This is a genomic window from Paenibacillus cellulosilyticus, assembly GCF_003182255.1.
GTDB lineage: Bacteria > Bacillota > Bacilli > Paenibacillales > Paenibacillaceae > Paenibacillus_T > Paenibacillus_T cellulosilyticus.
Map to the genome: position 1 here is coordinate 93675 of NZ_QGTQ01000017.1, position 23432 is coordinate 117106.

At 52.0% G+C, this 23432-nt stretch carries 17 protein-coding genes and 1 pseudogene; 12 read left to right on the forward strand and 6 right to left on the reverse strand.

Annotated features, from left to right (window positions below; genetic code table 11):
• Positions 1 to 9 precede the first annotated feature (9 nt).
• The 4 genes and pseudogenes from DFQ01_RS19355 to DFQ01_RS19370 form a co-directional block, all read left to right on the forward strand.
• Entirely contained in the window at positions 10 to 357 is a 348-nt protein-coding gene (locus DFQ01_RS19355) for a hypothetical protein (protein WP_110045557.1), read from the forward strand.
• A 59-nt stretch (positions 358 to 416) separates the two neighbouring features.
• Positions 417 to 1217, forward strand: a complete 801-nt coding sequence (locus tag DFQ01_RS19360; RefSeq protein ID WP_110045558.1) for an enoyl-CoA hydratase — start codon at positions 417 to 419, stop codon at positions 1215 to 1217.
• A gap of 794 nt (positions 1218 to 2011) precedes the next feature.
• Positions 2012 to 5773, forward strand: coding sequence for an alpha-L-arabinofuranosidase C-terminal domain-containing protein (locus tag DFQ01_RS19365; protein WP_110045559.1), 3762 nt, complete (start codon positions 2012 to 2014; stop codon positions 5771 to 5773).
• Positions 5774 to 5822: 49 nt separating this feature from the next.
• A pseudogene (locus tag DFQ01_RS19370) lies at positions 5823 to 5951 on the forward strand (NUDIX hydrolase); the annotation flags it as partial.
• 52 nt (positions 5952 to 6003) lie between these two features.
• On the opposite strand, the gene DFQ01_RS19375 reads toward DFQ01_RS19370, so the two are convergent.
• Both DFQ01_RS19375 and DFQ01_RS19380 read right to left on the reverse strand, forming a co-directional pair.
• Positions 6004 to 7458 (reverse strand): esterase-like activity of phytase family protein, encoded by a 1455-nt coding sequence (locus DFQ01_RS19375; RefSeq protein WP_110045560.1) that lies wholly within the window; start codon positions 7456 to 7458, stop codon positions 6004 to 6006.
• A gap of 176 nt (positions 7459 to 7634) precedes the next feature.
• Complete coding sequence (locus DFQ01_RS19380; protein WP_110045561.1) at positions 7635 to 8000, reverse strand: hypothetical protein; 366 nt, start codon at positions 7998 to 8000, stop codon at positions 7635 to 7637.
• 233 nt (positions 8001 to 8233) lie between these two features.
• On the opposite strand from DFQ01_RS19380, the gene htpG reads away from it, so the two are divergent.
• Together htpG and DFQ01_RS19390 are read left to right on the forward strand one after the other, a co-directional pair.
• On the forward strand, positions 8234 to 10114 hold the full coding sequence (gene htpG / locus DFQ01_RS19385) for a molecular chaperone HtpG (RefSeq protein ID WP_110045562.1): 1881 nt from the start codon (positions 8234 to 8236) through the stop codon (positions 10112 to 10114).
• A gap of 352 nt (positions 10115 to 10466) precedes the next feature.
• On the forward strand, positions 10467 to 11465 hold the full coding sequence (locus DFQ01_RS19390) for a hypothetical protein (RefSeq protein WP_110045563.1): 999 nt from the start codon (positions 10467 to 10469) through the stop codon (positions 11463 to 11465).
• A gap of 98 nt (positions 11466 to 11563) precedes the next feature.
• On the opposite strand, the gene DFQ01_RS19395 is transcribed toward DFQ01_RS19390, so the two are convergent.
• Together DFQ01_RS19395 and DFQ01_RS19400 are read right to left on the reverse strand one after the other, a co-directional pair.
• Positions 11564 to 11845 (reverse strand): transporter, encoded by a 282-nt coding sequence (locus DFQ01_RS19395; RefSeq protein WP_245946796.1) that lies wholly within the window; start codon positions 11843 to 11845, stop codon positions 11564 to 11566.
• A 260-nt stretch (positions 11846 to 12105) separates the two neighbouring features.
• A complete protein-coding gene (locus DFQ01_RS19400) occupies positions 12106 to 12300 on the reverse strand; it encodes a hypothetical protein (RefSeq protein ID WP_110045564.1) in 195 nt (64 codons plus the stop codon).
• Between the two features lie 78 nt (positions 12301 to 12378).
• Between DFQ01_RS19400 and DFQ01_RS19405 the strand changes: the two genes are divergently transcribed.
• From DFQ01_RS19405 to DFQ01_RS19430, 6 genes are all read left to right on the forward strand, one after another.
• Entirely contained in the window at positions 12379 to 13935 is a 1557-nt protein-coding gene (locus tag DFQ01_RS19405) for a spore germination protein (protein ID WP_110045565.1), read from the forward strand.
• The gene (locus tag DFQ01_RS19410) at positions 13932 to 15122 is read left to right on the forward strand and encodes a Ger(x)C family spore germination protein (RefSeq protein WP_110045566.1); all 1191 of its coding nucleotides are present in this window, start codon (positions 13932 to 13934) and stop codon (positions 15120 to 15122) included. Before DFQ01_RS19405 ends, DFQ01_RS19410 begins: the two co-directional genes overlap by 4 nt.
• On the forward strand, positions 15122 to 16225 hold the full coding sequence (locus DFQ01_RS19415; RefSeq protein WP_110045567.1) for a GerAB/ArcD/ProY family transporter: 1104 nt from the start codon (positions 15122 to 15124) through the stop codon (positions 16223 to 16225). Before DFQ01_RS19410 ends, DFQ01_RS19415 begins: the two co-directional genes overlap by 1 nt.
• A 156-nt stretch (positions 16226 to 16381) precedes the next feature.
• Entirely contained in the window at positions 16382 to 17005 is a 624-nt protein-coding gene (locus tag DFQ01_RS19420; protein WP_110045568.1) for a P-loop nucleotide/nucleoside kinase family protein, read from the forward strand.
• Positions 17002 to 20433 carry a DEAD/DEAH box helicase gene (locus DFQ01_RS19425; RefSeq protein WP_110045569.1) on the forward strand — a complete coding sequence of 1144 codons (3432 nt, stop codon included), beginning with the start codon at positions 17002 to 17004 and terminating at the stop codon, positions 20431 to 20433. Before DFQ01_RS19420 ends, DFQ01_RS19425 begins: the two co-directional genes overlap by 4 nt.
• A 158-nt stretch (positions 20434 to 20591) precedes the next feature.
• Entirely contained in the window at positions 20592 to 21473 is an 882-nt protein-coding gene (locus DFQ01_RS19430) for a radical SAM/SPASM domain-containing protein (protein WP_110045570.1), read from the forward strand.
• 102 nt (positions 21474 to 21575) lie between these two features.
• Here the strand turns inward: DFQ01_RS19430 and DFQ01_RS19435 are convergent, their stop codons facing one another.
• The gene (locus tag DFQ01_RS19435; RefSeq protein ID WP_110045571.1) at positions 21576 to 22751 is read right to left on the reverse strand and encodes a copper amine oxidase N-terminal domain-containing protein; all 1176 of its coding nucleotides are present in this window, start codon (positions 22749 to 22751) and stop codon (positions 21576 to 21578) included.
• A gap of 115 nt (positions 22752 to 22866) precedes the next feature.
• Complete coding sequence (gene fabZ, locus DFQ01_RS19440) at positions 22867 to 23295, reverse strand: 3-hydroxyacyl-ACP dehydratase FabZ (RefSeq protein ID WP_110045572.1); 429 nt, start codon at positions 23293 to 23295, stop codon at positions 22867 to 22869.
• Positions 23296 to 23432: the final 137 nt, after the last annotated feature.

Below are 23432 nucleotides of genomic sequence, written 5' to 3' on the forward strand. Positions count from 1 at the left end.
TGATCGCAAGTGGAGGAAACACTGCGGAAGTATTACGAACTAAAGCAGCAGCAGAAGGAAATTGAGCAGGAGCTGGAAACGCTGCGGAATGTCATTATCGCGTACTGCAACGGGAATCCGGCAGGCGAGCTGCAGGCGGGCGAGTACCAAGCGAAGATTGTGATCCAAGAGCGTAGAGAGTATGACGATACGCGGTTGTTTGAGGCGCTGCCTGAAGCTGACATCTGGCGGCTTGTGTCCAGGGCGGATACGAGCAAGGTGGCGAGTTTGGTGAAGCTGAACATTTTGACAGAGGATCGGCTGCGGGGAACGTTCACGAACAAGACAGTTCAACAGCTCCAAGTGAAGCGGGTCTAGCGCGTGATATAATGGAGTATGCATGTTGTACCCCATTCGCAAGGAGAGGATGAGCAGCCATGTCCACCCTAGAAGATAACGCCTATTCGTATCTCAAAATAACCCAAGTGAACCGTGTCGCGACCGTCACGCTGAACCGTCCTCCAGTAAATGCGCTAAGCACCGAAGTCATTGAAGAGTTAGCGGCCTGCCTAGACAAGCTGGCGGCCGACCAGGACATCAAGGCCATTATCCTGACTGGCGAAGGCAAATGCTTCGCGGCAGGTGCAGATATTAAACAATTCACCTCTGCATTCGGCGATGCGCGGGCGGGTGCTCAGCTTGCGCTCTCGATGCAGGCGAAATTCCGGCGAATCGAGACGATGACCAAGCCGGTCATTTGTGCGATTAACGGAGCATCGCTTGGCGGAGGACTGGAGCTAGCGCTTAGCTGCCATCTGCGTATCGCAGCCGACGAAGCACAGCTCGGACTTCCCGAGCTCAATCTTGGTCTCATTCCCGGCTACGGCGGCACACAGCGACTGACAAGGCTGATCGGCAGGGCGAAGGCGACTGAGATGATTCTATTCAGTCAGCCGATTAACGGTCAAGAGGCGGAACGTCTTGGCCTCGTCAACAAGTCGGTCCCGCGCGAGCAGCTTCACCAGGCCGCAATCGAATGGGCAGAACGCATTGCCAACGACAAAAGCGCAGCATCCGTCGCCGCAGCTCTGACCGCAATCGCAGAGGGACTTGATCTAACATTAGACGAAGGCCTCAACCGTGAAGCCGAACTCTTCGGCGCCCTGTTCGAGACCGATTCTATGCGCGAAGGCGTCACCGCCTTCATCGAGAAACGCCCAGCTCAGTTTCGCGACTAAGCGAACAACATAAACGCAGTCATCGTCCTCTATGCGGCGATGTTTGCGACCCAATAAGCGCTGCGCAGCAGCGCTTATTTTGTTGATCTGTCCCTCCAACACCGGACAAGTGCACCATAGCCACACTTAACTTGGTGAAATGCAGGTAAAATCACCATTTGCTGCAGATTAGGAGTGAATTACCTACTCTTAAATGAGTGAATGTAAACTTATTAAGCAATTAAGTAATGCTTAGCTACACTTATTGTGATGGAGAGGAGGGGGCGTCCGGGAGAGGCTCATATCACCCAATTTACTCGCGCAAACCAAAGTTCTGCCCAAAGGGCAGACGACTCCCAGCACGTAGCTCATACAGCGCATCTCAGTTCCTCTATAGTCCCCAAGTAGAATTTCAGGTAAGGAGAGTGCACCAAAGTATGTTTGCAACGCGTCTCTGTCGTTCTATCGTTCTCCAATCCAATTACAGGTACGGTGAGCGTACCAACGTAAGTTTGGCCGAAGGGCATACGGCACCTAGCACGCAGCTCAATCAAGCGTCTCTGTCGGTCCAACGTTCCCCCTTCCGGGGTCCCGGGGTTGGGAAACCCCGGGGGCCCTCCTGGGTAGAACTCTTGATCATTTAAATGGGTAGAACTCCTCAAGTTGATAATCAATATATTAATTGATTAGCACATATGTTATTATATTAACGTATGAAGGAAATGATCAGCACGGTGAGTTACAAATTTCTCTGCCACAACAGCTAACACTTTATCCTATCGCTAACTAAATCTATATAAAACAGGTGATCATTTATGGGCAGCAGCAAACTTAACAATGAACGCAGCACAAGCCTGATCGCTCATTATGCTTTTGATGATGCAGCGAATGTCGGGCATGACCGCTCGGGCAGCGGTAAGGACGCGATTGCGTCAGGCTCCAAGAAGCCAACGATCGAGACAATTGGCGGCCGCTTAGCGGTATCACTCGCAGGTGGTACAGGCGGTACGTCGTACCTGCAGCTGCCAGCTGATCTGCTGGCGAATGTAAGTGATTTGACGGGCATTACGGTATCCGCGTGGGTATACCTTCGCAAAGGCCACAACGTATGGGAGCGCCTCTTCGACTTTGGCCGCGGCCCGAGTGGACCTTACTTGTTCCTGACGCGCGGCTTCCGCGGTACATGCTTCGCAGGTGGCGACATTGTCGTTGATCCGGGTCGCGGCTTCGCAGCAGGCGAATGGATTCATGTTGCGTTATCGGTAACAGGTACGCAAGGCGGCAAGCTTAGCAGCGCCGGCCCTGTTGTGTACGTGAACGGTGAAGCGGTTGCAGACGGCACGATCAGCCAAACGTCGAGCGGACGTTATGCGAAGCTTCGCGAATGGTTTGCGACGTTCACCGATACGGCGAACTACAGCAACAACACGATCGGCAAATCGCAATACGATGTAGACCCGGACTTCAACGGTGCAGTATCGGACTTCCGTATTTATCAAGCGGGTCTGACGCAGGACGAAGTCATTGAAGTGATGTGCGAGTCGTTGACCGACGAGGCAATTGTTGCGCTGGCGAAGGACAAGTACCTGTCGTTCCCGACGACAATCATCACGAAGGATATTATGCTCCCGACGGCGCTGATGGGCGGCAAAGTCGAAGCAAGCTGGCAGTCAAGCAACTCCGCTGCAATCAATGAACAGGGTAAAATCAATGCGGACCTGTCCGAAGCACAAGCAGTGACGCTGACGGCAACGCTTCGCAAAGGCGGCTGCCAAGCAGAGAAGAGCTTCTCGGTATCTGTCATTCCGCAAGGACTTCCACCATACACGCTAACAATCGAAGGCGGCAAGGAAGTGCTGGACGTCAGCGATGTGCTGTACGGCTTGTTCTATGAAGATATCAACAATGCAGCAGACGGAGGCATCTACGCGGAGCTTGTACAGAACCGTTCATTCGAAGCTTTCGCGTTCGACAGCTTCTCGCATGTTTGCGGCGAGTGCGGTACCTCGACGGGACGCAACTACGATTCGATGCACGCTTGGTTTGGCGATGTAGACCGTGTGACGGTTCAAAGCGAAGGCGGCTTGAATGCACACTTCGGCATCGAAGATCCGGATGTGAATGCTCACTATATTACGGTTCCTGACGGTACGAAGCTGTTTAACCGCGGATTTACGGATTCGAATGGCGCATGCGCGATGTCGATCAAGGCGGGAGACCGTTATGACTTTACGATTTGGGCCAAATCCGAAGCAGGCGGCACCATTACGGCACAATTGCTGAACCCAGACGGCGGTGCGATCAGCGAGCCTGTCATCGTGGAAGTAGCGGGCGGCGGCCAATGGTCCAAATACGGTGTTGATTCTAAAGTTGTACTTACAGGAACGGCGACAGTACTTGGTCAGCTGGTCCTTACGTTTAATGGTGAAGTATCAATTGATATGGTGTCGCTCATGCCGCAGGACGTATGGGGTGCGGGTGAAGAAGCGCGTTCAGCTTCTGCACATGCGAACTATACGGGCAACTCCAACTACCGTTTGCGCAAAGACTTGGTTAACGCACTCGTCGATCTGCATCCGAAGTTCCTCCGTTTCCCAGGCGGCTGTATTTCCGAAGGCTCGCACGTATGGGACAATGTCTACGATTGGAAGCATTCGGTTGGCGATATTGAGCTGCGCAAAGAGAACTACAACGTCTGGGGCTACATGATGACGATGGGCCTCGGCTATATGGAATATTTCCAGCTGGCGGAAGACCTGAACGCGACTCCGCTGCCGGTTATGGCTTGCGGCGTGCTCTGCCAAGCGCGCTCGGATTATGCGAATCCAGCAGGCGGCGAGCTTCGTGAATACTACATCCGCAGCTTCACGGATCTGATCGACTTTGCGATCAGCACCGATTTTGAAGGCAATGAGTGGGCAGCGCTCCGTAAGCAGATGGGTCATGAGGGTCCTTTCGATCTGCGCTATCTCGGCGTAGGCAACGAGAACTGGGGCACCGAGTTCTTCGCGAACTTCGAAGTGTTCAAGGCAGATATCGAAGACTTCATGGCGGCGAACTATCCGGACCACGAGCTGCACATCATCTCGACGGTCGGTGCGCAAGCGGATGACGATGCTTATCAGCTCGGCTGGAACTTCCTGCGCGGCGGTCAGAAGGGCTCCGAGAAGATCCGTTTCACGGACGGCAAGACGAGCTGGGAAGAGACGGTTACTTGGTATGGCAAGCAGGCGAACTACATGGATACCATTGCGGACGAGCACTACTACCGTTCGAATGAATATCTGCTGAGCAACGGCGACCGCTACAATTACTACGAGCGTGTATACAATGCGGACGGTACGCTTAACGAATCGCAGACGTCGAAAGTATTCGTTGGCGAGTACGCGTCGACGGACAAGAACACGTTGGCAGGCGCAGTAGCTGAAGCAGCGATCATGACGCATTTTGAGAACAATTCGGATGTTATTCGTCTTGCCGCAACGGCACCGCTGTTCAACAAAGTGTTGACGGACGGCACCTATCGCTGGACGCCGGACTGCATCTGGTTCGACGACGAGACGGTGTGGTTCACGCCGAACTACTATGTACAACAGCTGTATGCGAAGTACATCGGTACGAAAGTGCTTGGCACATCGTTCACGACGTATCGCAATGGCGCACCTACAGTGCTCACGCCGCGCGGCGGCATCGAGATCGCAACGGGCAATGCGGAAATCGCAGTCCGTCGTGTGACGGTTACGTCGAATGTGGATGGCAGCGTATTGCTGGAGCAAGACTTTACGCAGCCGCTGCAAGCGCAATGGCAGGTCATTCCGAGCTCGACGGCTGGCTATACGGTAGATGCAGAGCGCGGTCTCGTGCTGCATGCACAGAACGGCGGTCTGAACGGCCTGTATATGCTGAACGACGCATGGACGAACTACAAAGTCGAGGTAGTGGCGGAGAAGCTGTCGGGTGTAGAAGGCTTCTACATCGGCGCGGGTCTGACGGACATTACGTCCGAGCGCAAAGATGTGATCGAATACGCGATCAACTACGGCGGCAACGCAACTGGCGTGAAGGTGTACAAGCAAGGTGTAGAGGGCTACACACTTGGAGATTATTCATCCAGCACAGCTGCAGGTAACCTTCGTCAATATGGACACGAGCCGCTTGTAGAAGGTGTTGCTTATAAGATCACGGTCAACTACGGCGGCGAGAAGGGCGATGCGCTCATCTGCTCGTACACGGATGGCGAAGCGACGAGCCATGTGCACGCATACAAGCTCGAAGCGTATAACCGTGAAGTGTTCAACTCCGTAACGAAGGACGACAAGCATGTGTATGTGAAGCTGGTTAACGCAGACAATGTGGATAAAATGACGCGTATCGAGCTCCGTGACCTGAGCGTCGCTTCGTCCGCGCAGCTCATTACGCTCACAGGTGACGAGTCGATTGTCCATACACCAAACGTGAACAAGAAGAACGATGAGCGGGTGCAGCCAAGCGAATCGCAGCTGCACATCGAGGGCGACAGCGTTGTACTGACGCTGCCAGCGAACTCGGTCAGCGTGATCGTGCTTGATCTCGTGTAAGTAGAGAAGAACCCCTTGGAAGCAGGAGGTGGCGGGTCATTCCGCCTCGGATGTCGTCATGGTGCCGATTCAAGAGCTTGAAGCCTATGGCTTCTCGGCGAAATTTGCGGCTCTAGTCCGTGAAGGATTCCCGAATGCGGGCAGCTACCAAGGGCTGAAGAGCAATATTGGGTTGTAAGCAAACAGCACCCCGGCCGATAAAGGCTGGGGTGCTGTATTTTTAAACCCGATTACTTCAACGTGTAAGGAAGCTTGAACTGCCACAGCTCCGTACCGTTCTCTTCCGTTGTGCTGTCGACACCGAAGTCGTTGTCGTTCACGATCGTCAGCGTGTCGCCGTTGGTCAGCGTTACGCCTTCGATTTTTTCATAAGGGAATTTGAACTCGACGGAGTCAAGCACCGTACGTTTCGATACGGGCTTGATGCTGTTTGCTTTCAGATCTGCAACCGTCATTTGCTCCAGCGTTTTGCCGGCTGCTTTGTCGTCGTCATATTTGCCGAGCACGTTCGTTGCATTCGTCAGATCAACCGCATAGATGCGTTTCAGCTGAGCTTTGTCGCCGGAGAACTTGTCGCGCTCGTCGATAAGCAGCGTGTGGTCGTTGACCACGACGAGGTCGGATACGACGATGTCGCCTTGTACGAGATCCTTGAATTGCGAAGCGTCTTCCAATTGGTAGACGAATTCTGCTATTGGTTTCAGCGTCGACAGATCGAATTTGATGATGCGCACTTGGCGCGAGTTGTCCATTGTTTTGTCCGGGTTACGGAGCGCATTTTGCATAGCCATGAACATGTACTTGCCGTCTTGCGTAATGCCTACAGCTTCAGCGCCGCGGTTTTGACGCAGCTTGTTGTATACGGCTGGCAGCGTCTCGCGTGCAGGAACGAGCGGCGTTTCCACTTGCGAAGCCCAGCCTTGTGGGACGATGCGCTCGATGAGCGTGCCGTCACGTTTGACGTGAGCGATCGATGGACCGTACTCGTCGGAAATCCAGAACGTGTCGTCCTGTGCGTTATAAGCGAGGCCTTCGATATCGAGACCGTATGGATCGTAAGCAAGCTCTGTCTCGCCTTTCGCATCGTAAGGTGCTTCGTCGCGGCCTTTAATGTTAGGCAGACCTGTAATGTTCGCTTTGTTCGTTACAGGGTCTACGCCGTCCACCTTCAGCGGGAACTGATCTATGATGTTGATCGTGCCGTCTGCGATTTCGATCTTGTAGATCGTTGGCGTATAGTCAGCGAGTGGGAACGTGCGCACCGTTTTGCCGTTCACTTCTATTTGTCCGTTTGGTCCGCGGTCTGCTGTCGTATAGAACACGTTGTCCGGATCGCCTGGGAGATGCGTCAGCGAGGAGCCAACACCCATTTTGATACCTTCAGCGAGGTTTGGATCTTTCAGTGCATATTTACCGATCAACGTTGGCTTGTCCGTCAGTGCAACGCCTTGGCTGAACGCATCATAATCAACATATTTGCCCGCAGCTTCGCTGAGTGCACGTACTGGCACGTACAGGTGACCGTCAATATTGACTGGCGTCTCGGATATCGAAACGGCTTGTCCATTGTTCGAAAACTTGAAGCCTAATGCCGGCGTACCGTTAATAACCGCTGCCGATGCAAATCCGATACCTGCCGTCAGGAACAGACCGGTTGCAGTTGTAATGACCCATTTCTTTTTCATTGTGAAGTACCCCTTTTCGGATGGTAGACTTGGCTACTAGATTTGCTTCACTAGTTATACCGAGATACAGTTATCCGTACATTATCTGGATGTGTAGATTATGTAAAAAAGCGGAAGGCGGCTCGGGTAGCGACGAACAATAATCGCGATCGAACAGCCTTCGCTATGAGCCGAACTTACCAGACATCGAACATCCCTTTGCGATGATGAGGCTGCTTATGCTTGCTCTTCTTGAACACGGTAATCTTGTTCTTCACTGCTCCTTGCCCGCCTTGCTCGTCATTCTTCTTGCCCGCGATGCCGCTGCGTCCGTTGCCATTGGCGAAGTTTGCTTTCTTATTAAATGTGCGGCCATGAAGTGCGTTTTGTCCGCCTTGGTTCGCATTTTGCCCGACATTCCGAAGAATTTGCCCGCCGCCCTCTGCGCGCTGATTAATGATAGGACCGTTGAAAATAATGATGTTAATCGTTGTGCCGCGTTTGTGTTTCTTTGCCAGACCTCGTAGTGCATCAAAGCCCTCAGGGCCCAATCCAATTGCCATCTTGGTCGCATCATTCCTTTCATTCTTTCATACTCGTAACATATGAAACTATGACGATTGGAGCGTATATTTTTGCCCCGTGCGCTTCATCCATTTTGAATCGACACAACTCGACATCTTGTCCTATTGACATGAAAAATTAGGTTATGGTATATAAAAAGAAGTGCTTTAGCACTCTCGATGCGGGAGTGCTAACAATAACCGTGAGCCATAGCTCGGAAGGAGATTGAATCATGACCAAAACCGCATTCAAAGCAGAATCCAAGCGTTTGCTTGAGATGATGATCAACTCGATCTATACCCAACGTGAAATTTTCCTGCGGGAGCTGATCTCGAACGCCAGCGATGCTATCGATAAAATCTATTACAAGGCGCTGACGGACGACAGCCTCGTATTTAACAAAGATAATTATTTCATCAAAATAACGGCCGATAAGGCCAGCCGTACGCTGACGATCGCCGATACCGGTATCGGCATGACGCAAGAGGATCTGGAGAACAACCTCGGCGTTATCGCGAAGAGCGGCTCGCTTGCGTTCAAGCAGGAGAATGAAGCGAAGGAAGGTCACAACATCATTGGCCAATTCGGTGTTGGTTTCTACTCCGCATTCATGGTCGCAGACAAAGTAACGGTGACGAGCCGTGCACTGGGCAGCGACGAGGCATACCAATGGGAGTCCGAAGGTGCTGAGGGCTACACGATCGTGCCAGCTTCCAAGGAGACGATTGGCACCGAGATCGTCATGACGATCAAGCCGAACACAGAGGATGACCAATACGATGAGTTCCTTGAGCCTTACCGCTTGAAGGCAATCGTGAAGAAGTATTCCGACTTCATCCGCTACCCGATCAAGATGGACTTCGAGAGCCAGCAGCCGAAGGAAGGCGCGGACAACGAATTCGAGCAAGTGATCGAAGAGCAGACGGTCAACAGCATGGTGCCAATCTGGCGCAAGAACAAAAACGAGCTGACCGATGCGGATTACGAGAACTTCTACTTCGAGAAGCGTTACGGCTTTGACAAGCCAATCAAACATGTCCATATCAGCGCGGACGGTGCTGTTGTCTATAACGCAATCTTGTTCATTCCAGAACGCACGCCTTTCGACTATTATACGAAGGAATACGAGAAAGGGCTGGAGCTGTACTCCAACGGCGTCCTCATCATGGACAAATGCGCGGACCTGCTGCCAGACTACTTCAGCTTCGTCAAAGGGATGGTCGACTCTGAGGATCTGTCGCTCAACATTTCCCGTGAGCTGCTGCAGCATGACCGTCAGTTGAAGCTGATCGCGAAGAACATTAAGAACAAAATCAAATCGTCGCTGCTTAGTCTGCTGAAGGACGAGCGCGAGCAATACGACAAGTTCTACGAATCGTTCGGCCGCCAGCTGAAGTTCGGCGTGTATGGCGACTACGGCATGCACAAGGACGATCTGCAGGATCTGCTGCTGTTCTACTCTTCTACGGAGAAGAAGCTCGTATCGCTGGATGAGTATGTGTCGAGAATGCAGGAAGACCAGAAGTTTATCTACTATGCAGCCGGAAGCTCGATCGATCGAATCGAGAAGCTGCCGCAGACGGAAATTGTCGCGGATAAGGGCTACGAGATGCTCTACTTCACAGACGATATCGACGAGTTTGCGATCAAAGCGTTGAACACGTACAAGGACAAATCGTTCAAGTCCGTGTCGAGCGGCGATTTGGGCATCGAAGCGGATGAGAAGGACAAAGCGGACGATGCTGAAGAGAGCGGCACCAAAGAGCTGTTCGAAGGCATGAAGACCATTCTCGAAGGCAAGGTGAAGAGCGTTAAAGCGTCGAAGCGCTTGAAGTCTCACCCGGTATGTTTGTCCGCAGAGGGCGAAGTATCGATCGAGATGGAGAAAATCTTGAAGGCGATGCCGAACGGCCAAGACGTGCAGGCTGACAAGGTGCTTGAGATCAACGTGAACCACGAAGTGTTCCAAACGTTGAAATCGGCGCAGTCGTCCGACCCTGAGAAGCTGAAGCTGTACACGAACCTGCTGTACAACCAAGCGCTGCTCATCGAAGGCTTGCCGATCCAAGACCCGGTGGCGTTCACGAACGATATTTGCAAGGTCATGGTGTAAAATAAGCTTAAAACCGCGGTCCCCGTAATGGAGGCCGCGGTTTTTTGTGATCCCGTCGAACTGCTGCCGATGGCTTGCCGAAAATTCGAATCTTAAAGTAATTTTCGCTGAGCGAGGTACAGTACAGTTAACTGGTATTTTTATTGATGACTTTCCTAATTTATGGTATGTTCTAGTCACTGCTCAGGCCTTATGCAGTCCACGAGATTAACTCAAAGCGGCGAACCTCTGTGTTTATCCAGAATACCTGGCAATGAGTGCGAAAGAAGCCGTTAACCATTTCGCCGTAGGTGCAGCTTTCATCACTCGTTTTTGTTGGTGGCAGTACACAATTTGTAGGAGGTTTTTTATAATGAAGCATATATTGCCTTTAGGAGAATCTCCTATTTTAGGCTACCAACATCATGCGTATACACTTTCAATTAGTGCACTCCACCCTTCATTCCATGATTGGTTCTATAGCAACTATATTCAGTTGTGTTTCTACAAAGATTCACCTTCTTTTAATTTTTACCAGTTCTCAAGACTTAATCCATCACCATTTCTAGGTGAGATGTATTTGCATAAAACACTCGTGACAAGGTATGTTGATTTACTGCAATTCATTATCGATTCTTTGAATGATAATAACTATATAGTAACGTTTGCAGATGAATATTATGTACCGAATAGATCTGCGTTTCAAAAATTTAACCTTGTACATGACGTGTTGATATATGGGTATTGTTTGGATAGAAACGTGCTATATATTGCGGGTTATAATGACATGACATATGGGTTCTCCGAAATTAACTTCGAAGACTTTGAAAGCGCATTCATAAACATAAACAATCAAGGTGGTAATTTAGTCAAATGGGCGAATGGTATACATTTATTTCAACTTAAATTAGATAACCAATTTCACTTTGATCTGACCTTAATCATTGAGTTGCTTGAGGATTATCTATATTCACATAACTCATCAAATCGATTTAAAATGTATGAAAATCCAGATCATCATGTATATGGACTTCATACATATGACTTACTGATTGAATACTTGGAAAAAGTGGATGATCAACCAATTGATCTACGAATGTTCCATATTTTTTATGAACACAAGAAAGTGATGGTCAATCGATTGAAATATTTACATGAAGTAAAAAAAATTAAAATCGACACAAACCTAATTTCAGAATATTCAAATCAAGAAAAAGAATCCTTACTACTTAGAAACCTTTGTTTAAAAGCTAATATCAAAAAAAATATAAACATAGTCTCGACAATAGTCGAACAATTAAAAAAAATGAGAGAACACGAGATAAATATTGTTTCTCAACTACTGCATAACCTGCGTGCAAATTTAACCTGAATGACGAAAGCGAAGTCTCATATTGGATTAACCCGAACAAGCCGATGGCTCCAAGGCTCCAAGCAGGAGAACCATCGGCTTTGTTTTCCTCAGCGTGCTTAGAACAGGGTAGGAATCGGGGGACAAGAGCTTGCATTAATAAGCTGCGGATCAAATCCGTAGAACGTCCAGCTGAAACCGGTCCAGCGATAGCCGGTTACTGCACCGGATTCTAAGCTCATCGGATAATACCAGAAGCTATCCCCGTTCCACAGCCACACATACGTAATATGTTGAAGGCAGTCCACAATATAAGACACGTTAGGTTTCGGCGGAATGAAGGCCGGGGGAGGGGGCAGCGGAACGGCTGATCCCGGAACGCCTGGCGGCATGAATGTCATGGGATGCACTCCTTGTTGAGCAGGTCATATTGTCTTTACGCATTGCCTTACTTGTGAATCATACGTAGGTGACTAACCTGATGATTGTACGTTCGCCTAGTGCAGATAAATTCATCATGATAACAAAAGCCTGTCTAACTCCATTGGAGCCGGACAGGCTTTTGTCATTGCTTCAGTTCGGTTAGCGTGACGTACCTCCGAATAATTACAGCACCCTAGAGGGAAACTATCGTCTGCATCGCCGCATTTTTCCAATCCCGTTAGGATGACTTAACCGGTTTGTCGGACTTGTTTTTCTTCATTTGGTACCGCTCCTTGATGACCTTCCAGTTCATGGTGAGCCAGACGGTGACCGGAGCTAGGGCATTCAAGGCAAAGACGAGATAGACAACGAACCACATGAACCCTTTCGTATTGAGCAGCTTCTGATAGAACCATGAGTGATACAGATCCATAGGTGAGCAGCCCCTTTCTGACAATAGAATGAACCAGCAGATAACTGCCTATACCAACGAGGAAAAGAGGGATGGAGGATGCCAGATGTATCAGAAGAAAAGCCGGACACGATTCAAGAAGAGTTGAAAAAGTCGGTTCAGCCGAAGCTGTCGGACAACGTCGCTGTGATGGAAGCGATTATGGGACAGAGCGTAGACGTACTGAAGCGCGACTTTATGCTGTGCGGCAGCACCGACCATCCAGGTGCGATCTATTTTCTGGACGGCATGGCGGATGCAACGATTGTCGACGTCGTATTGAAGTCGCTTATTACATACGGCAGCGAACGGAAGCTGGACCCCGAGAGGCTGACAACGGCCGATATCATCCGTACAGAATTGATGATTAATGCGTCGGTGAAGCCAGTTGAACACATTAAGGATGCCATATCCGCGATGATCTCTGGTGATACGCTTGTATTCATCGACGGCGTCGAGCAAGGAATGATCGTCAGCTCAAGAGGCTGGAAGGACCGGGGGGTGGAAGAGCCGGCTTCGGAAAACAACGTCCGCGGCCCGCGCGACGGCTTCACGGAGACCATCCGTACGAATACGGCCAACGTGCGGCGTAGAATTCGTGACCCGCATCTCCGCATTGAACCGATGGTAATCGGCACGCGGACGATGACGGACATCAACATCGCTTACATTCAGGATTTGGTCAAACCAGGACTGGTTGACGAGGTGAAGAAGCGGCTGGACGGCATTAAAATCGATGCGATTCTGGAGAGCGGCTACATCGAGGAGCTTATTGAAGATTCGCCGTTATCGCCCTTCAATACCGTTCAAAGTACGGAACGGCCGGACAAGGCAGCCTCTGCGCTCCTTGAGGGCCGCGTCGTTATTTTCATCGATAATACGCCGGTTGTTCTGATCGTTCCGACCTTCTTCTGGCAGTTCATTCAAGCACCGGATGACTACTACAACCGTTATTGGGTCGGTTCGTTTTTCCGTATCGTACGGTATTTTGCTTTCTTGATCAGCTTGCTGCTGCCATCGATCTACGTCATGCTGGTGTCTTTTCATCATGAAATGATTCCAACGCAGCTTGCGCTCACGATCGCATCAGGACGCGAGGTTGTCCCATTTCCTGTGCTGCTGGAGGCACTTATCATGGAACTGGCCTTCGAGCTCATGCGCGAAGCAGGTCTTCGCATGCCGAAGCCGATCGGTCAAGCGGTCAGCATCGTAGGCTCACTTATTATAGGACAGGCGGCCGTTCAGGCAGGTCTTGTTTCGCCATTCATGGTTATCGTCGTGGCGATCACCGGTATATCCTCGTTTGCGATTCCGAGTTACTCGTCGTCGCTTGCACTGCGTATGTTCCGCTTCCCAATTTTGCTTGCTTCAGGAACGATGGGCCTGCTTGGCTTTGCTGCAACCTTCTTCGCCCTGCTGCTTCATGCGCTGTCGATTCGATCGTTCGGCGAGCCTTATTTGACACCGCTTAGTCCATACCGCCCTTCCGATCAACGAGATATGATGCTGCGGGCACCGATGTGGATGCTTAATTCGAGGCCGGGCTTTGCGCAGGATCAGGACCGAATGGGCCATGACCAAATGCCAGCTCCACCGAAAAAGGATGGATCCCAATGAAACGTATAGGTTACTGCATCCTATTGATTGTCCTCGTAGTCCCGATGCTTACGTCCTGTATGGGGCTGCGGCAAATTAACGAATTAGCGATGGTTGCCGCCGTTGGTCTTGATCTAGGTGAAAAGCCGGGAACGGTCCGGCTATCTGCCCAAATTATCCGTCCGGCAGACGCACGTGGTCAGACGGGGGCGCCTTCCGGTGGTACAGGAGAACCGATCTATTCGATTACTACGGAAGGGTCGAGTATTTTCGATGCGATTCGGAATATGGGGCAGATCTCTTCTCGCCGTGTCTATTGGGCGCACAATTTCCTTATTGTGATGAGTGAGCAGTATGCACGCAAAGGGATCGATGATATGGTCGATTTCTTCACGCGCAACCATGAGCTTCGTATGAATACGTGGGTTGCCGTCTCCGCGGATAAGCCCGAGGAAGTGATCTCGACGGTGACGGGATTAGAGGTTGTGCCAGGCGAGGCGGTAGATCGTCTGTTCCGTGATCATCGAATTCCGGGCCGCGCACCGGGTACGAACATGATGTCGCTCGAGGAGAGTCATTTGAGCAGCTCTACGCAGTCGGTCATTGCAAGAGTATCGCTGCAGCCCAGGGGTGTTTCCAATAAGAAGCCCGGTGAGCATGGCTCTATCCAGCAGGTTGAGCTGAAAGGGGCTGCCGCCTTCAAAGAAAGTAAAATGGTTGGCTGGCTGACTGCGGACGATGCGCGCGGCGTACTCTTTTTTCTCGAACGTCTGGATAAGGGGATTGAGGTCGTCACTTGTCCGGATTCAAGCACGGACATGATGACGCTGGAGTTCAATTCAGCGAAGCTGAAGGTAACGCCTTCGTACACGCAAGGAAGTCCGAAGTTCAAAGTCCGGCTGACGACCAGTGCGGATATCGTCGAGAATGGCTGCAGCCAGACGACCGAACAGCTGCGCAAGGATGCGGGTGAAGGATTGGACCAAGAATTGACGAAAACGCTGGAGGGCGTTATCGATAAGGCGCAGCATAAGTATCAATCCGATTTTCTTAAGCTGGGTGACGTGTTCCGCAATAAGTACCCAACAGAATGGAAGAAGCTGAAAGGAAATTGGGATGACGCTTTTTCCGAGGCGGAAATAACAGTAGTAGTGGAGACGACCGTCAAATCGGGGGTTGTCAAGGCGACCAGGGAGGGGATTAAGTAATGAAGATTCAGATATCGAACGGGATGTTCATTGCGATGATCCTTAACATTATGTATGCCAAGGCGATCGGGGTTACGCAAGGCGTGCTGGCGCGCGCGGTCGGCCAAGATATGTGGCTGGCTACGCTGCTCGGTACATTAGAAGGGATTGTCATGATGTACTTGACCTATGTCGTGATTCGGCGGACACCGGATAAGGATTTTGTCCAGCTAGGGCAGCTGCTGCTAGGCCGATGGTTCAGCAGTTTAATAGCGCTTGTGATTTTCGCTTTTTTTATTGTGGCATTTGGTCCGATTATGATTACGTTTGTGTATCATCTGCGTGATTATTTTTTACCGGATGCTCCGCTCTGGATCTTCGTTGTCACATCGTTAGTCGTCGGTGCAATCGGCTGCTACTATGGACTGGAGGTCATGGGGCGCATTGCGATGATAGGGCTGCTGTTTATGTTCGCACTGAATGTGCTCATTACGATTGGATCGATGCAGGAATTCGATATTCGCAACCTGCTGCCGGTTATGGAGTCAGGGCTGCCGAGGACGGCCAAGGCTAGTATGCATTATCTGGCTGACTGTGCGATGGCGACGATGATGGCGACACTTGTTCTTCCTTTGGTGAAAAAGGTTGATATAGGCAACGGGAGGTTCGGCGTGCTCGGTATTATCGGAAGCGGCATGATGATCATCATATGGGCCATTCTGGAGGGTGCTGTACTGTCCTCTGAGGTGACGAGTCAATATACGCTGTCATGTATGAAGCTCGCTCGCAACGCCCATATTGGAACCTTCCTTCAGCGTTATGAAATGATCATGATCGCACTGTACTCGCTGCCCGCCTTGTTCGAGGTTATGTTCTGCATTTACGGAACTTCGGTGTGCATTTCTCGCATCTTCGGGATAAAAAGTAATCGACCCATGATCATTCCTTGCTGTATTGTGCTTGGCGTTTTCGGCTATTGGATCATTGAGGATCACTTCCGTGCGATTGATTTTCTCGAAAATTATTGGCCGTTCATTGCGCTGCCGGTCGCTATTGGGCTGCCGCTTATCATGGTGCTCCTGCGTGTGATGCTTGGTTCCAAGCTTCAGAAGAAGTCGGCGTGAAGGAGTGTCCCTAATTGTAATTGTGTGTTCGCAACGTTCGGTTGTCAGCACCTGATGCCGAATCTACTTCCTTGGGATGCTTCGTGATCGCAAGCGTAATGTGCTATGATCGAAGCATTATGATTTGTGTCGTCGCACAAGGGAGAGGGAGATACGATGGCATTGCTGCTGTTTGTTGCGGGAGGTGCTGGCGCTGGCAAAACAACGCTGGCCCGGGCGCTTGCACGCCGCTGCCGTATGGCGCTGCTCGATATGGATATCTTGCTGCGGCCAGCTGCCGAAGCCATTATGACCGGTGCGGGGCTCGACCCGAGCGACCGTGATTCGGCTGAATATAAGCGGCTGTGCCGCGATCTAGGCTACCGCATAACGATAGATGCTGCGCTGGATCAACTAAGCAATGGTCAGGACGCAGTCGTCATTGGACCGTTCACACGTGAGCTGGAGGATGCGAATTGGATTGAAGGAGAGCTTGCTAAGCTCGGGAATGGGACATTCCCACAATCACCGGAACAAGTCGAGGTGAAGGTAATCCTCGTCTATTTGCCAGCTGCTGAGCAGCATTATGAGCGTATTCTAGCTCGTGGCTCTAAGCTGGATCAGTGGAAGCTGGACCATTGGGATGCATTCAGCTCATCACTCGTTCGCAGAGAAGTGCGCTGGCCGCTGCCGGAAGGCGCGGTGCTGGATTGGGATAACTCGGAGCCGCTGACTGAGGAGAGGCTCGGGCTGCTAGAGCGGTTCGCGCGTGGAGACAAGAAGGCTGGTGTGGCGCAATGAGTATGCGGCTGACGCAACGTTCGATTCAACAGCTGTGCGGAACACTTGCTTATAAGAAGGGTGAAGCGTTCCGAAAGGCGGGTAAAGTCACCTTCACAAAAGCTGATCCGCTGCAATCTTATTATGAAGCGGTCGTACAAGGAACGGAACCTTTCACCGTCACGGCTGCGCTGGATACAGGCGGCGAGCTGAAGACGACCTGCACATGCCCGTCCTTGTCTTCTTATCGAGGTGGCTGCAGTCATGTAGCCGCGGTGCTGCTGGACATTCAGCTGCATGAAGCAGCGGAGGGGAAGCGTCCGCAGGAGTATGCAGCGGCAGCAGTTGGGAAGCAGAAGGCTGCTGGGATGGCAGAGTCGGATATGAATGGGAATGTGGCAGCAGGAGAGCAACAAGCGTCTTCTTCTGCGTTTGAAGAGAGCAGAGGCATGCTTCGCACGGCTGCGTCACAGACGAGCAGTGGTGAGCGCGGGGCTCAGCATGCCTCTGACGATGTGCATGTCATGAGCGAATTGCTCGAGCTGTTCGGCGGACGACCGCAGCGTCCGAGCGGTACGCGATCACAGTTCGATACGCGTGAACCGCTATCGGCGGAGATAACCGTAAGTCCGTTCCAGGACCGAATGGGCAGACAGCTGCTTGGCATCGAGCTGAGGCTTGGACCAGAACCGAAACGGCTGTATGTCGTGCAGAAGGTTCACGCCTTCCTTGAAGCCGTCGAAAGACGGGAATCGTACGCTTTCGGCAAGTATTGGACGTACGATCCAGAGCTTTATCGGTTTCCTCAGCAGGAGGATGCGGTGCTGCAAGCGCTCATTCGAATCGTACGGGATGAGCGGCTCTATCGAACTTCAGTAGATGGATTCGCCCATGCGGCGCAGGCAGCAGGTGATCGGATGTTGTTCATACCTCCAGCGGCTTGGGGAGAATTGCCGTCTCTGCTGGCAGAAGTTCCGAATGCACTGCTGTCTAATCGCGGACAGATCTATGAAGGGATCGCGTTGTTGGACGAGCCGCTTCCACTTCGTTTCGAGTTTAAGATGGAAGAGTCGGAAGGAAGCAGCCAGCAGGAAGCGGCGGCCTATCAACTGCAAGTGGAAGGCTTGGACAGCCTTGTTATTCTGCCGGCTTACGGGTTGGCGATTGCAGACGGGAAGCTGCTCGGGTTAACCGAGGCGCAGAGTATGCGATTGACGGAAGTGCAGCGGCTGCTTGATCAGACGAGCGAGCAGCGCTTCCGCATTACACAGGAGCAGATTGAACCGTTCATGGAACGGGTTGTGCCTGGTTTGATGAAGCTCGGCAGCGTGCATATGGCGAAGAACGTCTCGGAACGTGTGGTCCATACGCCATTGAAGGCGAAGCTGTATCTCGATCGCGTTCGTGAGCGGCTGCTTGCTGCGTTGGAATTTCACTATGGCGATCTTGTCGTCAATCCGCTTGAGTCTGCCAGCCAGCGCAAGGCGGATGACCGGATTTTGATGCGCGATGGGGAGCGGGAGCAGCGCATTCTCGCGCTCATGGCAAAGGCCGATTTCGTCGAGACCGAGGGCGGTTACTTGATGAGCGGCGACGATGCCGAGTATGAATTCCTTTATCATATTGTGCCGGAGCTGGAGAAGCTGCTGGACGTCTATGCAACGTCTGCGGTGAAGCTTCGCATTCATGTCGGCACGGAGACGCCAACCGTCAGAGCCGAGATCGATGAACGTACCGATTGGCTGGAATTCAAGTTCGACTTGGGCGGCATTCCGGAGCGGGATATTCGCAAGGTGTTGAAGGCGGTAGAGGAGAAACGCCGTTTCTATCGACTGCCTAGTGGCGCGCTGCTGCCGCTCGAAAGCGAAGAGATGGAAGAAATCGCGCGTCTTATGAATTTGCTTGGCGTTCGGCATGCCGATCTAATCGGCAGCGGGTTCAAGCTGCCAGCAGTACGCGGCTTACGGCTGATCGACGCGGATCAAGAGAGCCGTACCGTGAAGCTTGGCCGTTCGCTGCGCCAGCTGCTGCACAATTTGCGTCAGCCCGACAGCTTGAACTTCCCTATACCAGAAGCGCTTGATGCTGTCCTTCGAGACTATCAGCAGGTCGGGTATCAATGGCTGAAGACGCTCGCGCATTATCGGTTCGGCGGCATATTGGCAGACGATATGGGCCTTGGCAAAACCGTCCAGAGCATCGCCTTCCTGCTCTCTGTTCTACCGGAAATTCGGGAGCAGGGACTTCCTGCGTTCATCGTCTGCCCAGCATCGCTGCTGTACAACTGGCAGCAGGAGCTGGAGCGGTTCGCGCCGTCGATCCGCTCCGTTATTATAAGCGGCGGCCCGACCGAACGAGATCGTCTGCTGCAAGGCGATGCGGACGTCATTATTACGTCCTACCCGCTGCTTCGCCGGGATATTAAGACGTATGCGAAGCGTTCGTTCCATACGCTCATCTTGGATGAAGCGCAATATTTCAAGAACTATGCGACGCAGACCGCGCAGTCGGTCAAGACGCTGCAGGCGAAGCATCGGTTCGCGCTGACCGGAACGCCGGTCGAGAACCGGCTGGAGGAGCTGTGGTCGATCTTCGATGCCGTGTTCCCGGACTTGTTCCCGAGCAGGCAGCGATTCCATGAGCTGACGCGCGAGACGGTGGCGAAGCGGGCGAGACCGTTTCTGCTGCGCAGGCTAAAGCGCGATGTGCTGAAGGAACTGCCGGATGCAATCGAGACGCTGCAGTCGTCCGATTTGCTGCCGGAGCAGAAGAAGCTGTATGCGGCTTATTTGGCGAAGCTGCAAGCCGAGACGTTGAAGCATCTCGACGACCCAGACGATTGGGAACAGAATCGGATACGTATATTGGCCGGCCTTACCCGCCTTCGTCAGCTGTGTTGTCATCCGGCGTTGTTCGTCGAGGATTACCGAGGCGGCTCCTCTAAGCTGGAGCAGCTGCTGGACATTATCGAGGACTGTCGCAGCGCGGGCAAGCGGATGCTCGTCTTCTCGCAGTTTACGAGCATGCTGGAGATCATCCGCCGAGAGCTCGGCGTTCGAGGCGTGCCGATGTTCTCGCTCGACGGCAGCACGCCGCCGAAGGAACGGGCGGAGCTGTGCAGCCGCTTCAACAGCGGCGAGCGGGATGTGTTTCTTATTTCGCTCAAAGCTGGTGGTACGGGTCTCAACCTTACGGGCGCGGACACGGTTATTTTGTACGACCTGTGGTGGAATCCTGCCGTGGAGCAGCAAGCTGCCGACCGGGCGCATCGGATCGGACAGCGGAATGTGGTGCAAGTCATCCGTCTCGTCGCCAAGGGCACCGTCGAGGACAAAATGTTCGAGCTCCAGCAGCGCAAGAAGCGGCTCATCGACGAAGTCATCCAAGCTGGCGAGCAGCCGCTGGAGGCATTGAGCGAGGCGGATATTCGCGAGATTTTGCAGATCTAAAGCGCAGCAGGGGCGTAAGATGCGTGATAAGTGTGGCTCAGCCGCACTTATTTCATGTTCACTACGCAATCCGGTTCGTCTCCCACGAGTTGGACTGCTCGTAGAGTCGATAAGTTTGTTATAATAGACTTACTTATTGACGGAATGGGGCTCACTCATTGAAAACATTCAAGAAGGTTTATATCGAAATTACGAGCGTATGCAATTTGTCCTGCACGTTTTGCCCACCGACAGCCCGCGCGAAGGGCTTCATTAAGCAAGAGACGTTCAACCACGTGCTGGATCAGATCAAGCCGCATACGAACCATATTTATTTGCATGTGAAAGGCGAGCCGCTGCTTCATCCGAAGATCGACCAGCTGCTGGACGCCGCGCACGAGAAGGGGTTCAAGGTCAACATTACGACGAACGGCACGCTCATTACGAAAAATAAAGCGAAGCTGCTCGGCAAGCCGGCGCTCCGCCAAATGAACTTCTCGCTGCACAGCTTCGACGGTCATATCGGCTCGGAGAACCGCGACGGCTATCTCCGTGAGATTCTCGACTTCGTCCGTGAGGCGTCCGAGCATAACGTGCTGTTCTCCTTCCGTCTGTGGAATTTGACGCAGGACAACATGACGAACCAGGAGCGCAGCCGGAATCGTGAGACGTTGTCGATCCTGGAGAAGGAGTTCGGTCTCGACTATCAGATCGAGGAGCGTGTGGAGCCGGGCAAAGGAATTCGGATCGCAAAAAATGTGTATATCAATCAAGATTACGAGTTTCAATGGCCGAGTCTTGATGCGCCAGAAGACGATGGCAAAGGCTTCTGTCACGCGCTGCGCACGCAGGCGGCTGTGCTCGTAGACGGCACGGTTGTGCCGTGCTGCCTGGACGGAGAGGGCGTCATCAACCTCGGTAACGTGCATGAGACGTCGTTCTCGGAGATCGTCGACGGTGAGCGTGCGAACAATTTGTACTACGGCTTCTCGCGCCGCGAGGCGGTGGAGGAGCTGTGCCGCAAGTGCGGCTACCGCCAGCGGTTCGGTACGGGAGCTTAAGTAGGCGGTTAGTTGTCATCATGCATCATGCAAAAAACCATCCTGTCTCGCAGCAGCGAGATAAGGATGGTTTTTTGCATTTCCTATAAGGTGAGGCTATGTTTACTTCTGTTTGCGTGGGATCGTAAACGTGAGCCTTGTCTCCTCATAGGGCTCCGCCAGCTGAGTATGCTTGAAAGAGAATGTGTCGCCTCTGCAGCCAAGCGCGGTCAGTCTATCGCCGCCGTAGAGACCCCCGTAAGCGATATTGTCCGTTACGATTTTCTGATCGGCTTTATCCAGAATAAACTTGTAAAGCTCGTACGTCTTCTTCTCCTTGAGATCAACCAGCAGCAAGGTCTGGTTCACGTAGGAACGGACGAAAAGCACATCCCCGAAGTAATCCTCCACGACGAACTGGTCGTTGACGCCGTAAGCGGTGAGGTCATACTTGGCGGTCACTTGACCACTAGTCGTCACGAATTCAACAGTAGACCCATTAATCATGACGAGCTTATCTCCGTATCGATCAAGCCCCTCCAGCCACCACGAGCCCGAATAATGGACGGCCGCTTGATGAACAAGCTTATTGCCATTGATAAGCAGCTTCGTAATGTAAGTTGGTTCGGCATAGCGGTCGAGTGCGGACAGAATATATTTTTCGCCATCATACAGCGATTCGATTTCAAGATACTGCGCGTGGCTGACGTCGGCGGTCGTCCGACCGATGCTCACGGCACGTTGACCAGGGGCAGCCTTATACAGATCTCCGTTCACTTTGTCGACCCAAAAATAATCGGTCCAACTGGTGGCCAGCGCACGTGCTGCATATTGGATAGAAAGGGTATAGGTTTTGGCATTCCAAGTTACTTGCGCCTTCAGGAGCTGCGAGAGCACCTCGGTTGGCAGATAGACGGTGCCTTCTTTTTTAGCTGGCGCTGCTGTAAGTGTTACCTTCGTACCGTTCATCGTTGCGGTCTTGCTGCCGAGCTTCAGCTCAATTCGCCGCCATGGATTTGTGAAAGCGATAGTGCCTTTCTTTGCGTCATATTCACGTCGATATTCCATCAACAGGCTTGCGGTATCATCCATGGCAATCCAGACTTTGCCCGACTCGATCTTGAGTGGATAACTGAGCCCGCGTTCCTCGCCATTGAGCTTAACTTGTTGAATCCATTGCTCTTGCTGTTGAGATGCTGATGCGGCGCTCGCTTGTGAGGCTGCGGGGAGCGAGGCCGACAGCAGGGCAGCCACTGCGGCAATTGCGATAATTGGTTTACGAATCGTTGTACGTTTCAAGGGGTCACAACCTTTCTCATGGAATCTATACCCGTACAACGACAGTTATTGGCAAAAGGTTGCAGGCATAAGGGCGGCACTATAACCATGCCGCCCCTTTGGTATTACCAAACTATTAAATGGCTTGCAGCGCAAACATGATCTCGGCCTCGCATGCAAGCTCGCCGTCAACCGTTGCGGTGCCTTTGCCTTTAATGATCTGACCTTTCATCCTGGTTACTTCGAAGGTCAACGTAAGTTGATCGCCAGGCTTCACCTGACGCTTGAAGCGGCAGTTATCGATGCCGGCCAGCAGCCCGATCATTGGAATGCTGGAATCCGCATGGAAGGTTGCGATGCCTCCAACCTGAGCAAGCGCCTCAACGATAAGGACGCCCGGCATGACCGGATATTCGGGAAAATGACCCTCGAAATAAGGTTCGTTGATCGTTACATTTTTGATCCCGACAGCCTTAGCGCCTGGCTCAAGCGTGACGACTCGATCGACAAGCAGAAAAGGATAGCGGTGCGGAATCATGCGTTTGATCTCAACAATATCAAGCATAGACTGCCTCCCAACTAAGCTGGACGAATGTTTGATTATATTTCAACACAGGAGTATTCCCCTGTTTCCACTTTATTGAATCAGTGCTATACGCTGGCCATTTCCTTCGTTATCTCGAATGGATCTACATGCTTATA